The 15162-nt window shown below is 70.9% G+C and carries 15 protein-coding genes; 11 read left to right on the plus strand and 4 right to left on the minus strand.

Features of this window, described 5'->3' with window-relative positions:
* The first annotated feature begins 173 nt into the window (after positions 1–173).
* From VGB24_RS02945 to VGB24_RS02965, 5 genes are all read left to right on the plus strand, one after another.
* Positions 174–653 carry a hypothetical protein gene (locus tag VGB24_RS02945; RefSeq protein WP_331071461.1) on the plus strand — a complete coding sequence of 160 codons (480 nt, stop codon included), beginning with the start codon at positions 174–176 and terminating at the stop codon, positions 651–653.
* 2 nt (positions 654–655) lie between these two features.
* Positions 656–1318, plus strand: coding sequence for a hypothetical protein (locus tag VGB24_RS02950; RefSeq protein WP_331071462.1), 663 nt, complete (start codon positions 656–658; stop codon positions 1316–1318).
* Complete coding sequence (locus VGB24_RS02955) at positions 1315–2358, plus strand: HD-GYP domain-containing protein (RefSeq protein ID WP_331071463.1); 1044 nt, start codon at positions 1315–1317, stop codon at positions 2356–2358. Before VGB24_RS02950 ends, VGB24_RS02955 begins: the two co-directional genes overlap by 4 nt.
* A gap of 33 nt (positions 2359–2391) precedes the next feature.
* Positions 2392–2706, plus strand: a complete 315-nt coding sequence (locus tag VGB24_RS02960; protein WP_331071464.1) for a non-heme iron oxygenase ferredoxin subunit — start codon at positions 2392–2394, stop codon at positions 2704–2706.
* Positions 2707–2826: 120 nt separating this feature from the next.
* On the plus strand, positions 2827–3423 hold the full coding sequence (locus VGB24_RS02965) for an SGNH/GDSL hydrolase family protein (RefSeq protein WP_349263886.1): 597 nt from the start codon (positions 2827–2829) through the stop codon (positions 3421–3423).
* Between the two features lie 123 nt (positions 3424–3546).
* Here the strand turns inward: VGB24_RS02965 and VGB24_RS02970 are convergent, their stop codons facing one another.
* Complete coding sequence (locus VGB24_RS02970) at positions 3547–4614, minus strand: hypothetical protein (protein WP_331071466.1); 1068 nt, start codon at positions 4612–4614, stop codon at positions 3547–3549.
* Between the two features lie 169 nt (positions 4615–4783).
* Between VGB24_RS02970 and VGB24_RS02975 the strand changes: the two genes are divergently transcribed.
* Positions 4784–5062: a hypothetical protein gene (locus VGB24_RS02975; RefSeq protein ID WP_331071467.1), complete on the plus strand. Its 279-nt coding sequence runs from the start codon at positions 4784–4786 to the stop codon at positions 5060–5062.
* Positions 5063–5135: 73 nt separating this feature from the next.
* Here VGB24_RS02975 and VGB24_RS02980 read toward each other — a convergent pair whose 3' ends face one another.
* A complete protein-coding gene (locus tag VGB24_RS02980) occupies positions 5136–6200 on the minus strand; it encodes an AI-2E family transporter (protein WP_331071468.1) in 1065 nt (354 codons plus the stop codon).
* A gap of 277 nt (positions 6201–6477) precedes the next feature.
* Between VGB24_RS02980 and VGB24_RS02985 the strand changes: the two genes are divergently transcribed.
* The 5 genes from VGB24_RS02985 to glpK all read left to right on the plus strand — a co-directional run bounded on the left by VGB24_RS02985 (position 6478) and on the right by glpK (position 14525).
* Positions 6478–7779: a serine hydrolase domain-containing protein gene (locus tag VGB24_RS02985; RefSeq protein ID WP_331071469.1), complete on the plus strand. Its 1302-nt coding sequence runs from the start codon at positions 6478–6480 to the stop codon at positions 7777–7779.
* Between the two features lie 761 nt (positions 7780–8540).
* Complete coding sequence (locus tag VGB24_RS02990; RefSeq protein ID WP_331071470.1) at positions 8541–10145, plus strand: TldD/PmbA family protein; 1605 nt, start codon at positions 8541–8543, stop codon at positions 10143–10145.
* 193 nt (positions 10146–10338) lie between these two features.
* The gene (gene secD / locus VGB24_RS02995; RefSeq protein ID WP_331071471.1) at positions 10339–11910 is read left to right on the plus strand and encodes a protein translocase subunit SecD; all 1572 of its coding nucleotides are present in this window, start codon (positions 10339–10341) and stop codon (positions 11908–11910) included.
* A gap of 18 nt (positions 11911–11928) precedes the next feature.
* Positions 11929–12906 carry a protein translocase subunit SecF gene (gene secF / locus VGB24_RS03000; RefSeq protein ID WP_331071472.1) on the plus strand — a complete coding sequence of 326 codons (978 nt, stop codon included), beginning with the start codon at positions 11929–11931 and terminating at the stop codon, positions 12904–12906.
* A 125-nt stretch (positions 12907–13031) separates the two neighbouring features.
* Positions 13032–14525: a glycerol kinase GlpK gene (glpK, locus tag VGB24_RS03005; protein WP_331071473.1), complete on the plus strand. Its 1494-nt coding sequence runs from the start codon at positions 13032–13034 to the stop codon at positions 14523–14525.
* Positions 14526–14531: 6 nt separating this feature from the next.
* On the opposite strand, the gene VGB24_RS03010 is transcribed toward glpK, so the two are convergent.
* Positions 14532–14852, minus strand: a complete 321-nt coding sequence (locus VGB24_RS03010) for a type II toxin-antitoxin system PemK/MazF family toxin (RefSeq protein ID WP_331071474.1) — start codon at positions 14850–14852, stop codon at positions 14532–14534.
* A complete protein-coding gene (locus tag VGB24_RS03015; RefSeq protein ID WP_331071475.1) occupies positions 14839–15072 on the minus strand; it encodes a hypothetical protein in 234 nt (77 codons plus the stop codon). The genes VGB24_RS03010 and VGB24_RS03015 overlap by 14 nt, the downstream gene beginning before the upstream one ends.
* Positions 15073–15162: the final 90 nt, after the last annotated feature.

Raw genomic sequence — 15162 nt, forward strand, 5'->3', positions numbered from 1 at the left:
GGGTCGCGCACGCACCTATGACGCCGATCGAAGTTTCCCCCCTCTCCGCATGTAGTTTGTGCGGAGAGGGGCCGGGGGAGGGGCGCCCCGAAAAACTTTCCTCCCCGCGCGCCGCCCGTTATCTTCCGCCGCTTGCCGGTACCCCGTCCCGAGCGCCCTTCGTGACCGAACCCGTGTCCCTTCTGAACGCGCGCTGGCTGGCCCCCGCCGCGCTCGGCGTGGCGTTGCTCTCGCTGGCGCTCAACGTCGTGCTGCTGTACGCGGTGCGGCGCCCGGAAGCGGTGGTCGGGCCCATGCTCGGCCGCACGATCACGCGGCTGCAGGCGTCGGACGCCACCCTCAAGTACACGGTGCGCATCCCCTCGGGAACGCCGCTGCACTTCGACGTGCCCATCGACGAGCAGTACCGGGTGCAGCTGAACACCACGCTGCCCATCAACACCACGATCAACCTGCCCATCCAGACGCCGTTCGGAAACCGCACGGTACGCGTGCCGGTGAGGACCACCATCCCCATCCGGCAGACCATCCCCGTGCACCTGCGCGACACCTTCCGCCTGCGCACGCAAACGCAGGCCGAGCTGGTGGTTCCGCTGGAAGTCCCCATCCGCGACCTGCCGCTGGACGAGCTCCGGAAATCCCTGGATCCCTGACCATGCACCGACTCCTGGCCTGCGCCGCCCTCGCCGCCCTGGCTGCCTGTGGCGACTCCGCGCCCCGTGCCGGCACCCCGGCCGACAGCACGCCGTCCGCCGTGCAGGCGCCGCCGCCCGCGGCAGACTCCGGCGTGGCGGCGTGGACGTCCAACCCCGCCGAGGACGTCAGCGTCACCGTCCAGGGCGGGAGCGCCACGGTGCAGACCGGCCCGCACGCGGTGCTGTGGCCCCGGGGCGCGGCAGACCTGGCGCCCCCGTACACCGTGCGCGCCACGCTGACCAAGGACTCCGGCCGTCTGCACGAGGGATACGGCCTGGTGTTCGGCGGCACGGGGCTGGAGGGCGGCGAGGCGGGGCAGGCGTACAGCTACTTCCTGGTGCGCGGCGACGGCAGCTTTCTCATCAAGCGCCGCGACGCCGCGCAGACGCCGGTGATCCGCGACTGGACGCGCCACCCCTCCATCAACCGCGACGCCGCCGGCGCCGGCCGCGCCAACCGGCTGGAGGTGCGCGTGGGCGCCGACACCGTCGTCTTCGTGGCCAACGGCGCCGAGGTGGCGCGGGTGCCCGCGGCGGAGCTGGCGGTGAACGGCCGCCCGGGCATCCGCATCGCCCACGACCTGGTGCTGCGCGTGGCCGGCTTCCGCGCGGGGGCCCCGTGAACCGTCCCGTCCGGGTGCTGGTCGCCGACGACGATCCGGCCATCCGCGGCGTTCTCCACGTGATCCTGGCCCAGGGCGGGTACCACGTCGAGGAGGCGGTGGATGGATCGGAGGCGCTGCAGGCCTTCCAGTCGCGCGGGGCCGACCTGATCCTGTCGGACCTGCAGATGCCGGGGATGAGCGGGCTGGAGCTGCTTCGCCGCGTCCGCGCGCTGGACGACACGGCGGGCTTCATCATCCTCACCGGCGCCTCCACCGTCGAGAACGCGGTCGAGGCGCTGCGCGTGCAGGCCGACGACTACCTGGTGAAGCCCTTCAACCTGGACGAGGTGCTGCTGGCGGTGGAGCGGGCGCTCAGCTACCGCCGCCTGCTGCGCGAAAACCGGTCGTACCAGCAGCACCTGGAAGACCGAGTGGCCGAGCAGGCCCGACAGCTGGAGGCGCTGCTGATGGACGCGCTGCGCTCCCTGGCCAGCGCCATCGAAACGCGCGACGACTACACGGGCGGCCACGTGGAGCGCGTGGCCCGCTACGCGGCCGCCACGGGCCGCGAGATGGGGTTGCGCCGCGACGAGCTGCGCTCGCTGTGGGTGGGCGCGCTGCTTCACGACGTGGGCAAGATCGGCGTATCCGACCACGTGCTGAAGAAGCCGGGCCGGCTGACGGCGGACGAGTACGAGGAGATGAAGCGGCACCCGGAGATCGGCGGGGTGATCATGGAGCGCAGCTCGTTCCTGCGCCCGGGCCTTCCCGCCGTGCTCCATCACCAGGAGCGGTGGGACGGCTCCGGCTATCCGCGTGGGCTGCGCGGGGAGGAGATCTCGCTGCAGGGGCGCATCGTGGCGGTGGTCGACACCTTCGACGCCATCATCAGCTCGCGCCCGTACCGCGACGCCAGCAGCTGCGAGTTCGCCATGGAGGAGATCCGCCGCAACGCGGGGACGCAGTTCGATCCCACGGTGGTGGAGGCCTTCTTCCGGGCCGAGAAGAAGAACTTTCCCGACGACCCCGACACGCCGTCCCTCCCCGCCGTGGAATAGCGGCGCCAGACCAGAACCGGAGCAGGAGAACCGATGGCGGAACACCAGGCCGCGACGCTCGGCGACGTTCCCGAAGGCGAGGCGCGCGAGTTCACCGTGGGCGGGCGCGAGATCGTGCTGTGCAACGTGGAGGGCGAGATCTACGCGCTGCAGGGGATGTGCACGCACGAAGACCTTCCGCTGGACGGCGGCGAGGTGGACGGAACCGAGCTGGTGTGCAACTGGCATGGGGCCAGCTTCGACGTGTGCACCGGCCGCCCGATCGGCCTTCCCGCCACCGAGCCGCTTCAGACCTTCGAGGCGCGGGTGGATGGCGAAGGCCGCATCTACGTGACGATGCCGGACTGAGCGGGACCTTGCGGGGCGGGAGGCGGGATGGACAGGCGAAGGGCGATCGGAAGGATGCTGGTGCTCGCGCTGGGGCTGGCGGGGTGCGCGCGGCAGGGGACGGACACGGGGGCGGGGAAGATGAAGTTTCTGGCGCTGGGGGATTCGTACACCATCGGCGAGGGGGTGGCGGCGAGCGACCGCTGGCCGGTGCAGCTGGTGGCGCTGCTGCGCGAGCAGGGGCAGGACTTCGCCGAGCCGCGGATCGTCGCGCGCACCGGCTGGACGACGGACGAGCTCTCCGCCGCCATCGACGCCGCCGATCCGCGGGGGCCGTACGACCTGGTGTCGCTGCTGATCGGCGTCAACAACCAGTACCGCGGCCGTGGCACGGAGGAATACCGAGCCGAGTTCGCCGGCCTGCTGCAGCGCGCCATCGGCTTTGCGGGCGAGGATGCGGGCCGGGTGATCGTGCTCTCCATCCCCGACTGGGGCGTCACGCCCTTCGCGGAGGGCCGCTCCCGCGCCGGCGTCGCCGCGGAGATCGACGTGTTCAACGCGATCAATCGCCAGGAAACGGAGCGGCTGGGCGCGCGCTACGTCGACATCACCCCGCAGAGCCGCACGGTGGGCTCCAATTCCGCCTTCCTGGCCGCGGATGGCCTCCACTACTCCGGCCTCACCTACGCCGAGTGGGCGCGCCTGGCCCTCCCCGCCGCGCTTGAAGCCGTGCGGTAACCAGCTATCTGAACAGCAGTTTCACGCAGAGGACGCAGGGAGAACAGAGAGGACGCAGAGGGAATGGTGAGCCTCCTCTGCGTCCTCTCTTTTTCCTCTGCGCCCTCTGCGTGAAACTGCTGTTCAACTCTCAGGCTCCACGATCTCCACTTCGCCTCCGCCGCCGCGGCGCATCTTCAGGCGCACCTGCTGGCCGGGGCGGTAGCGCGAGAACTGGCTCATCGGCACCTCGCGCTCGTAGGTCTTGCCGTCCTCGTCCCTGAAGCGCAGCACGTACTTTTCCACGCGCGCGCCCTCCCGCTCGTTCTTGCCGATGCGTACCGCGGGCCACGCGGGTTCCTTTTCGGCCCCGCCGCGCGCCCACGCCGTGTCGTCGGGCAGCCACCGCTCCAGCTCGTACGAGTACTTCGTGCCGTACACCGGCTCGCGACGGTAGATGGGCTCCTGGTATTCCTCGGTGTGGCTGCGCGTTTCGTACTCCGGCTCCGTGCAGGTGATGTCCTCGAAGTAGCCGTTCCCCATGTCGCGCTGCCCGCAGGTGAAGCTGCGCGTGCCTACCTGCACCTTTTCCGATACCTGCCGGGTGCGCGTCTCGTAGTGGTCCAGCACCTGGCGGTAGTCGCGGATGGCGCGCTCGCTGCTCAGCTGCCGCGCGCCGGAGGGGAGCGACCAGTCCTCCTCCCGCACGGTGCGGTACTCCTGCACCTCGATGGCGCGCTGCCAGTCCGCCTCGGCCACGGTTGCCGTGACCTCCTTGGGGCTGTTGCACCATCCGAACGCGCCCACCAGCGCCAGCACGAAGGCGGGCCCCTTCCACCGCCGCTTCGGGCGCGGCGGGGCGGCGGACGCGGCCGCCATCAGCGGACGGGAAGGCTCCCCGGAGCGAGGGACGTCGTCCATCCCGTACTCGTGCGTCGCCTGCACCGGGCTGCTGCCGCGCTCGGCACCGCAGCCGGGGCAGCGCGCGTCGGCCGCGCGGGCGCTGGCGCCGCAGTGCTCGCACACCCAGTCCGCGCCGCCGCGGGCCTGGGCCAAGCGCGCCGCGTCCGACACCTCGGGCGCGTCTTCCGGCAGGTAGAAGCGCGTGCCCTGGGGACGCGGATTGCCGCACCCGGCGCAGTTCACCTGCCGCCCGGGAAGCGCGACGGAGCCACAGGTGGGGCAGTCCCAGCAGCCTTCGCGAATGGCCATCTTCGGATCGATCAAACGGGGGAGGGGTGCCGCGAGGTGCGCGGCGCGAGCGGAGTGAAAACGAGCGGCACGCCAAAGATGTTTCATCGCCGCGCGTTTGCCAAGCCGGGGAACCCGGACGCGTCGGAGGGGTTCATTCCCCGCGCGTTCACCCCCATCCGCCGGCCCGATGTCCATCCGAGACGAACTGTACGAAAAGCTGTGCGCCGAGAACGAAGCAGCCGAGCTCGCCGCGCGCCGCGCCGTGCGGCGCTACTGGATCGTGACGCTGCTCGTCTGCTGGGGGTGGTGCGTCGTCGGGGGTGCGGTGACGGTCTATGGCTTCCACATCTTCGACCCCGTGAACGGGCCCATGCTGGTGGACGCGGGCCCCAAGATCGCCGCGGCCGGAACCCTGGCAACCGTCCTGATCGCCGGCTACCTGCGGCGGGAGCGCGGCTACGAGTGACCCGCTTCGCCAATCGAAGAAATCGGCCGCTTCCCGGAACGGAGGCGGCCGATTCCACATGAGGTAATCGGGTCTAGGTCGTTTCGATGGATGGACTTGGCAGCGCTGGAATCGTGTCGTTTCCATCCATCAGAACGCCGGCCGATCCTGGGCCGGTGACGTATTCCTGCCGGTAGATCTTCAGCAGCTCGAAGAAGTAGGCGATGGCCAGCGGGCCCAGCAGCACCCCCAGCAGCCCGACGTACTTGAGGCCGGCGAAGGCGCCGATCAGCGTGGCCATCGGGTGGATGTCGGAGATGCGCTTGAACACGATCAGCCGTACGACGTTGTCCGCGTTCGCCCCGATCAGCCCCAGCGTCGACAGCAGCACCGCGCCGCCCCACTGCTCGCCGACGATCAGCACCGCCACCCCCGGCACCCACACCAGCGCGCTCCCGAACATCGGCAGCACGGCCACGATGGCCGTGATGACCCCCCAGAACGCCGCGCTGGGCAGCCCCACCAGCATGAATCCCACCCCCACGATGGTCCCCTGGATGGCCGAGGTGAGCGCGATGCCCACCAGCGACGCCACGGTGACGCTGTGGAAGCGGTCGCGCAGGGTGTCGGCGGCCTGGTAGGAGAAGGGAAGGAAGTCGCGGACGCTCAGCCAGATCTTTTCCGGGTGCAGCAGCAGGAAGTACAGCCCGAAGAAGGCGATCACCAGGCTCAGCAGGCTCCGGGCGGCGCCGCCGGCGAACGCCAGCGCGTTCTGCGTGACCCACGACACCGCCGTGCCCCCCGCCGACGCGAGCTGCGTCCCCAGGTCCACCGACCCGATGCGGATGTTCGACAGCCGGTCGAGCACGGCGCCGTTCTGCAGCATCCGCAACGTGTTGGGCGCCTCGTTGACCATGATCCCCACCACCACCGCGAGCGGCAGCAGCACCAGGACCAGCGCCACGACGAGGACGATAGCGGCCGCCACGCGCGGCGGCAGCACGCGCGAGAGCCGGCGGTGCGCGGGGGCGCAGATCACGTACAGCACGGCGGCGCCCAGCAGCCCCGACGCAAACGGCGTCAGCGCAAGGGCGATGGCGATACCGAGCACCGCCACAAGGGCGGCGGCGCGGGAACGCGGGGTCTGCAGCAGGGCCATGCGGGGCGTCGGCGGAGGGCGGGCGTGAGTTCCTGATGATAATGCCTACGGACGCGGGGGCGAAACCGTTTCGCCCCCGGCACCCGTACTAATCATTCGCTAACCCCGCCGGGGAAACTCCTGTTCCGCGCCGGGTTACAGCATGGGACCCCGACAACATCGATCCTTCAACCCCGCGCCTGCGCCCCTCGGATCCGGAGGCCGCGCGGGCACCTCCGCGCCCGAACATCACGGCGGCGGCCGTCCGCGCCGCCCGAGCAGAGGAAGGTGGATCGCCATGCTCTACAGGAACGAACCCCCGTTCAAGGTGCGCGGCACCCTGGCCGCCGCGTTCGCGCTGGTAGCCGCGGGCACCGGCATGGGCCTGGCGCAGCGCGGAGAACAGCCGCGCGCGCTGGAGAGGGTGGAGGCGGTGATCCCGCAGCCGGTGGCGTTCGCCGCCGTACGCGTGGTGCGCGAGGCCCGGGTGCCGCGCCAGCCCCGGCTGGGCGCGGATGCGCGCATGTCGTCGCAGCAGCTGTCCGCGGCCGAGCGGCTGGTGCGCGACGAGGTGAGGCGCGGCGCGTTTCCCGGCGCAGCGCTGGCCGCGGGCCGCGGCGCGCACCTGGGGCTGATGGCGGGCGTGGGCAATGCGGAGTGGGGGCACGGCGCGGTAGACCCCGAGCGCACCGTGTACGACATCGCCTCGCTGACCAAGGTGGTGGCGACGACGACGGCGGTGATGCTGCTGGTGGAGCAGGGCAAGCTGGACGTGGACGCGCCTGTGTCGCGCTACCTTCCCGCGTTTTCGGGCGGGGCCAAGGACAAGGTGCGCATCCGCCACCTGCTGGCCCACAACTCCGGCCTCCCCGCCGGCGCGGGGGTGGGCGGCACGCCGGACCAGGCGCTGAAGCAGCTGATCCGCACGCCGCTGAAGACCGCGCCGGGCGAGCGGATGGAGTACTCCGACGTGGGCTTCGTGGTGCTGTGGGCCGCCGCGGAACGCGCCGCGGGAGAGCCGCTGGACGAACTGCTGCGCCGTGAGATGTGGGAGCCGCTAGGCATGCGCTCCACCGGCTTCAACCCCGGGGAGGGCTGCGCCCGCTGCGTGCCCACGTTCAAGCGGGCGGACGGCACCCCGGTCCGCGGCAAGGTGCATGACCCCATCGCCCGCAGGCTGGGGGGCGTGGCCGGGAACGCGGGGCTGTTCAGCACCGCCGGCGACCTGGCGCGCTTCGCCGCCATGCTGGCGAGCGGGGGCGAGCTGGAGGGGGTGCGCGTGCTGGAGGAAGAAACCATCCGCCGCTTCACCCGCCGGCAGCCCAACGCGCAGAACCGCGCGCTGGGCTGGGAAACGCCCCACGAGCGCGGCGGCTCCGCCGGGCGCGAGCTGAGCCGGCGCGCGTTCGGGCACACGGGGTTCACGGGAACGTCGCTGTGGGTAGACCCGGAGCGGGCGACGTGGACGGTGCTGCTGGCCAACCGCACCTTCGACCCGCACGCCCCCAACCGCATCCAGGCCCTGCGCCGCGCGGTGAACGACCGCGTAGCCCAGGCGGCGGACGCGGGCGGGCGAGGCATGGGCGTGCTGCTGGATTGAGGGCGCCCCTCCCCCGGCCTCTCCCCCGGCAAACTGCGCCGGGAGAGGGGAGAACGTCGGGCGAGCGCCGCAGCCTGTCACATCCAGAGGCCCAAGCGCACCGAACTCGCCCGCACACCGTCCTGTGCGGGCCGAAGGATCCAGCCTGAACCACTTCTCAAACCGGGCGCGACAGCGGCACGGAGCCCGTGGACCCCGGCCTCTGCGCGTTCTGCCGGACGGGATGGACTTCGCTCGGCACGGATCGGTTCGGCGCATTCGACGGGCGCCCCCCATCCCCAACCCTTCCCCCGCAAACTGCGCGGGGGAAGGGAGCCAGTCCGGCGCGTGAGGGTGGCCAAGTGCGAGGGCGGGCGATGCTGGACGGCTGGGTGGGGGTTCGACTGGGGCCGGCGCAGTCCCCGGCTGCCCTCTCCCCCGGCCCCTCGCCCGCAAGCGGGAGAGGGGAGAATTCGATCCCGCTTCGGCAGGTATCGTGTACGTGCAGGTGAAGCCCCGGACGGGACGCGCCAGCGGCCCGGGCCGGGGCTTACCGCTTCCCGAGCGGCGGGTTCACCCGCTCTCGCGGGGCCGGGGCTTTTCACTGGCGTTCCGGCGGCGCGGCGGTTCCCCCCCCGCGGCCGCCGGGCCCTCGCCCGCGGGACTCCGGCCTTCGGACCCCGGCTCGCGCGACGGCCTCCGCGGGCCGACTCCGCCCGGTTGTTCGAACGCGCGTTCCAGGTTACAATCCGCTCACACCATCACCCCCAGAGCGCAGCCGTATGAAACGCCGCGAATTCATCACCCGCAGCGCAGCCGCAGCCGCCGGGCTTTCCGTGCTCCCGGGCGGCGCCGCCCACGCGGCCCGCATCCTCGCGCCCGGCGACGCCGACCAGCGCGAGCTGGCCATGCGCGCCCTGGACGCCGCCCGGAGCGCCGGCGCGCAGTACGCGGACGTCCGCATCAACCGCAACCGCAACCAGTCCGTCGGCACGCGCGAGCGGCAGATCACCGGCTTCCAGGACTCGGAAACCGCGGGCTTCGGCGTGCGGGTGCTGGCGAACGGGGCGTGGGGCTTCGCCGCCAGCCGCGAGGTGAACGCCGAGGAGGTCACGCGCGTGGCCCGGCAGGCCGTGGCGCAGGCGCGGGCCAACGCCGCCGCGCGCCAGCGGCCGGTGGAGCTGGCGCCGGTGGAGCGGGTGACGGACGGGCGCTGGCAGTCGCCCATCCAGGTGGACCCCTTCGACGTGCCCATCGAGGAAAAGGTGAACCTGCTCTTCGAGGCCAACGCCGCCGCCCTGGGCGTGGCCGGGGCGCGGTTCGTCACCTCGTCGCTCTTCTTCCTGCGCGAGGAAAAGACCTTCGCCTCCACCGAGGGCACCTACACCGTCCAGACCATCTACCGCACCCTGCCGCAGATGACGGTGACGGCGGTGGCCCCGGACGGCGGCGACTTCCAGGCGCGGCAGAGCACCCCCGTGGCCGCCATGGGGCTGGGGTACGAGCACGTCCGCAACGCCGACCTGGTGAACAACGCCCGCAGGTGGGCCGAGGACGCGGTGGCCAAGCTTTCCGCCAAGCCGGTGGAGCCGGGGCGCTACGACCTGGTGATGATGCCCTCGCACCTGTTCCTGACCATCCACGAGTCCATCGCACACCCCACCGAGCTCGACCGCATCATGGGGTTCGAGGCCAACTACGCGGGAACGTCGTTCATCCACCCCATCGGCGACTTCCTGGGCAAGTTCCGCTACGGCCAGGACATCATGAACATCCAGGCCGAGCGCAGCACCCCCGGCGCCCTGGCCACCGTGGGCTGGGACGACGAGGGCGTGCGCCCCGACGAGTACCTGATCGTCAGGAACGGCATTCTCAACGACCTGCAGACCACGCGCGAGCAGGCGCCCATGCTGGCCGACTGGTACCGGCAGAGCGGCAAGCCCGTGCGCAGCCACGGCAACAGCTACGCGCAAAGCTGGGCCGACGTGCAGTTCCAGCGCATGCCCAACGTCAATTTGATGCCGCACGCCACCCGCGACGTGAAGCTGGACGAGCTGGTGGGCGGGATCGAAAACGGTATCCTGATCGAGGGGCGCGGGTCGTACTCCATCGACCAGCAGCGGTACAACGCCCAGTTCGGCGGCCAGGTGTTCCACGAGATCCGCAACGGGCGGGTGGGCGGCATGCTCAAGGACGTGGCGTACCAGATGCGCACGCCCGAGTTCTGGAACGGCATGGACCTGATCGGCGGGCGAAGCACGTACGAGATCCACGGCTCGTTCAACGACGGGAAGGGGCAGCCGGCGCAAAGCAACGCCGTTTCGCACGGATGCCCGCCGGCCCGCTTTCGCCAGGTAAACGTCATCAACACCGGCCGGCGCGCCTAAACCGCCGCCTGGCAACGGCTTGGGTGTACGCCGCCCCGCTCCCGGCACCCCCGGCGGGCGGGGCGGCGGCGGTTGACAGGAGCACGTAAGGGCGGCTAACTTTTCGAGTTATCCCGAACGGCGCCGTCGTTCCCCGTTTTCCCGCTCCGGGAAAGCATCCTCGCACATCCTCCCTCGGGAGTTCACAGCTCCGATGTTTCAGAACGTCAGGGCCCGTCTGGGCTTGATTCTCGTGCTCGCGGCCATCTGCGTCGGCCTCCTCTTCTGGAACCAGGGCCGCAAGGGCCAGATGGTCACCCTGGGGCTGGACCTGCAGGGCGGCATCCACATGGCTCTCGAGGTGGACGAGACCGGCAAGGCGCTCACCGCCCAGCAGCGCAGCGACGCCATCGACCGCGCCCTGAAGGTGGTGCGCATTCGCGTCAACGCGCTCGGCGTGTCGGAGCCGGTGGTGCAGAAGGCCGGCAACGACCGCATCGTGGTGGAGCTGGCCGGGCTGCAGAACATGAACCAGGCCCGCGACGTGATCTCCAAGGCCGCGTTCCTGGAGTTCCAGATCGTCAACCGGCCCGAAGAGGTGCAGCCCGCGATGGCCCGCCTTGACCAGGCCGTGGCCCGCGCCTTCCCCAACGCGGCGCGCGCGGCCCCAGCGGCCGAGTCGCCCGTGGGCGGCGTGTTCAAGCAGAAGGGCGCCGCCGCCGACAGCGCGACGGCGGGCAAGCCCTTCGAGAGCAAGATCGCCAGCGTGGGCCCCGAGGGGCAGCTGCTGGTGGCCGTGGCCGACACGGCGTCCATCGGTGCCTGGCTGCGCCACCCGGCGGTCGCGGCGGCGGTGCCCCGCGGGACGGAGATCCTGTGGGGCGTCCCCGAGGCCGAAGAGAACAAGCAGTTCCGCTCGCTCTGGTTCGTGCAGAACCGCGCCATCATGACCGGCGAGTACCTGCAGTCGGCGGTGGCGGCGACGGACCCGCAGTTCAACCGCCCGGTGGTGAACTTCGAGCTGAACCGCCGCGGCGGGCGCGTGTTCGGGCGTGAGACCGGCCGCAACCTGCAGCGGCAGATGGCCATCGTGCTCGACAACCAGGTGTTCACGGCCCCGGTCATCCAGGGGCAGATCGAGCGCAACGGGCAGATCACCCTGGGCAGCGCCACGCTGGAAGACGCCAGCGAGCTGGCCCTGGTGCTGCGCGCGGGCGCCCTGCCGGTGCCGCTGAAGATCGTGGAGGAGCGCTCGGTGGGCCCCACCATGGGCGCCGACTCGGTGCGCGCGGGCTTCATCGCCGGCCTGATCGGGCTGGCCGGCGTGGTGCTGATCATGATCGGCTACTACCGCGTGGCGGGGCTGTTCGCCGTCATCGGGCTTGCGCTGTACGTGCTGTACACGCTGGGCTCGCTGGTGGCGGTGGACGCGGTGCTCACCTTCCCCGGCATCGCCGGCCTGGTGCTTTCCATCGGCATGTCGGTAGACGCCAACGTGCTGATCTTCGAGCGCATCCGCGAAGAGCTGGACGCCGGCCGCGCCGTGCGCCCGGCCGTGAGCGAGGGGTTCAAGCAGGCGCTTTCGGCCATCGTCGACTCCAACATCACCACCCTGCTCACAGCGGCCATCCTGTACTACGTGGGCACCGGGCCCATCCAGGGCTTCGCGATCACCCTGGGCATCGGCATCATCATCTCGATGTTCACGGCCATCTTCGTGACGCGCACCCTGTTCACCCTGTACCTCGAGCGCCGGTCGTCCGCCGCGCAGGGTCTGGCCATCTGACGCGGGGAGAATACTGACATGCGCATCTTTCAGAACGCGAACTTCCCGATCATGCAGGTGCGGCGCCGCGCCTACATCGTCACGGCGATCCTGTTCGCGGCCAGCCTGGGGGCCATGCTGCTCAACGTGCAGCAGATCGGGTCGTGGCTCAACTACGGCGTGGACTTCCGCGGCGGCACCCTGGTGCACCTGAAGTTCAACCAGCCGGTGGAGATCGACCAGATCCGCGCCGCCGCCCGCGGCGCGGGGCACGCGGGGTGGGAGATCAGCGAGTTCGGCGGCCCTCGCGACGTGGTGATCCGCAAGGAGTTCAAGGCCGAGGTGGGCCGCACCGCCGCGCAGGACGTGCAGCAGGCGCTGGCCTCGAAGTTCCCGGCCAACTCCTATACGGTGTCCCGCACCGAGTCGGTGGGCGCCAAGGTGGGCGACGAGCTGCAGTACCGGGCGCTGATGGCCATCCTGCTCTCGTTCGCGGTGACGCTGATCTACCTGGCCATCCGCTTCGAGTGGCGGTTCGGCGTGGCGGCCATCGCGGCCACCGGGCACGACATTCTGATCACGCTGGGCCTCCTGGCGATCATGCGGTCCGAGGTGTCGCTGGGCACGGTGGCGGCGTTCCTGACCATCGTGGGCTACTCGCTGAACGACACCATCGTGGTGTTCGACCGCATCCGCGAGAGCCTGGCCAAGCCGCGCCACGGCATGAGCTACATGGATCTGCTGAACCGCGCCATCAACGAGACGCTGCCCCGCACGGTGCTCACCGCCTCGGGTACGCTGGTGACGCTGGTGTCGCTGTTCCTGTTCGGCGGCCCGGTGATCCGCGACTTCGCCCTGGTGCTGATCCTGGGCATCGCCATCGGTACGTTCTCGTCCATCTTCGTGGCGTCGCCGGTGCTCTACTTCATCGAGCAGAAGTGGCCGCACCAGCCCACCAAGAAGACGCAGGCCGCCCCCTCGCACAGCAACCGGCCGCGGGCGCGCACCGCCGTCTGACGCAGCACCGGGAGGGTTGAACGAGGGCGAGCCGCCGTGGTCTTTCACGGCGGCTCGCCTTTTTGCGTACGGGGGATGTAGATTCGCCGCTCCGGCTCGCCGTCCACACCAGACCACGCCTCCCGATGATCCTCGCCATTGACCAGGGCACCACCGGCTCCACCTGCCTGATCCTCGACGCCGACGGCCAGGTGCGCGGGCGTGCGTACAGCGAGTTCACCCAGCACTTTCCGCGGCCCGGCTGGGTGGAGCACGACGCGGGCGAGATCTGGGAGGTCACCCGGCGGGTGGCGCGGGTGGCGGCCGAGCACGCCGGCATCGGGCTGGAGGGGGTGCGCGGCGTCGGCATCACCAACCAGCGCGAAACCATCGTCCTGTGGGACCGCACCACGGGGCAGCCGGTGCACCGCGCGCTGGTGTGGCAGGACGGACGGACAGCGGACACCTGCCGCGCGCTCAAGGAGGCGGGGCACGAGGCCCGGGTGCGCGCGACGACCGGGCTGGTGATCGACCCCTACTTCAGCGCCACCAAGCTGCGCTGGCTGCTGGACAACGTGCCGGATGCACGCCGCCGCGCCGAGGCGGGCGAGCTGGCGGCGGGGACGATCGATTCGTGGCTGGTGTGGAACCTTACCGGCGGGCGCCTGCACCTGACGGACCCCACCAACGCCTCGCGCACCCTGCTGTACAACCTGGAGACGGGCGCGTGGGACCCCGCGATGCTGGAGCTGTTCGGCATTCCCGCCGCGGTGCTGCCGGAGATCCGTCCCTCGTCGGAGGTCTACGGCTCCACCTCGGGCGATGCGCTGGGCGCGGAGATTCCCGTGGCGGGCATCGCGGGCGACCAGCAGTCGGCGCTGTACGGGCACGGGTGCTGGTCGCCCGGGGAAGGGAAGAACACCTACGGCACCGGCGCCTTTCTCCTCGTCCACACGGGCGACCGGCCGGTGGCATCGAAGCACGGCCTGCTGACCACCGCCGCCTGCGGGCCGCGTGGCGAGCGGGCGTATGCGCTGGAGGGCTCCATCTTCATCGCGGGCGCGGCCGTGCAGTGGCTGCGCGACGGCCTGGGGATCCTGAACGAGGCGGGGGAGACGGAAGCGCTGGCCCGCTCGCTGGAATCGAACGACGGGGTGTACTTCGTCCCGGCGTTCACCGGGCTGGGCGCGCCGCACTGGGAGCCGGGGGCACGCGGGACCATCGTGGGGCTCACGCGTGGGAGCACGCGGGCGCACCTGGCCCGCGCGGCGCTCGAGGCCATGGCGTACTCCACGCTGGACGTGGCCGCGGCCATGGAGGGCGACGCGGGGGTGAGCCTTCCCGAGCTGCGCGTGGACGGCGGCGCCACCGCCAACGACTGGCTGATGCAGTTCCAGGCCGACGTGCTGGGCACCCCCGTGCGCCGCCCGGCGATGGTGGAGATGACGGCGCGCGGCGCCGCCGGGCTCGCGGGCCTGGCGACCGGGGTCTGGGCCACGCCGGACGACTTCCACGCCGCGCGGCCCGAGGAGTCCGTGTTCACGCCGTCGGTCGACCAATCCGCCCGCGCGGCCCTGCTGGCCGGCTGGCGCCGCGCCCTGAGCGCCACCCGCGCCTGGGCCGCGGACGACGGCCGGTGACGGGCTTTAGAGGTCGAGCTGGAGGCGGAGAGCGGCTTCTACCCGCTTCAGGTCCGCGGCCGTCAGTCTGCCCGCCCGGTTGAGCAACCGTTCCTTTGCTGCGGTGGTGAGTTGTGACGCAAGCGCCTTGCGCTGCTCGCCATTCAGTGCGACCAGGGCCTCGCCTCTCGACACGCGGCTGACCGCACTTGTGAGTGGTACCACCTGGACACGGTTGAGAACGCGGTTGGAGACGTCGTTGCTGACGATGATCGCCGGCCGGCGCTTCTGGATCTCACCTCCGATCGTGGGACCGAACTCGACCCAGAAGACCTCACCCCGGTTCATCGGCCACGTCCCCGATCAGGCCGTTCGCCCATTCAAGTGCTTCTGCCTCGCTTTCCTCGTCGGCCGCCATCGCGGCATAACTGGCTTCGAGGTCGTCGGCCCCTGTAACGTGGGGCCGGACGAGGTTCTCGATGAACCGGCTGATCTTGCGAGTGCCGACTACCCGATGCAGTCCTTCGTACACGGCGTCATCCAGGGTAATGGTGAGCTTTCTCGGCATCTTTCCCGCTCCGTGAAGGTGGCTGCGCGTTGAATGTACGCGCGGCCTCGTCCGGAGTGGAAGTGCCGAGGACGGGCAGTTCAGAAACGG

This window comes from Longimicrobium sp. (assembly GCF_036399935.1).
Classification (GTDB): Bacteria; Gemmatimonadota; Gemmatimonadetes; order Longimicrobiales; family Longimicrobiaceae; genus Longimicrobium.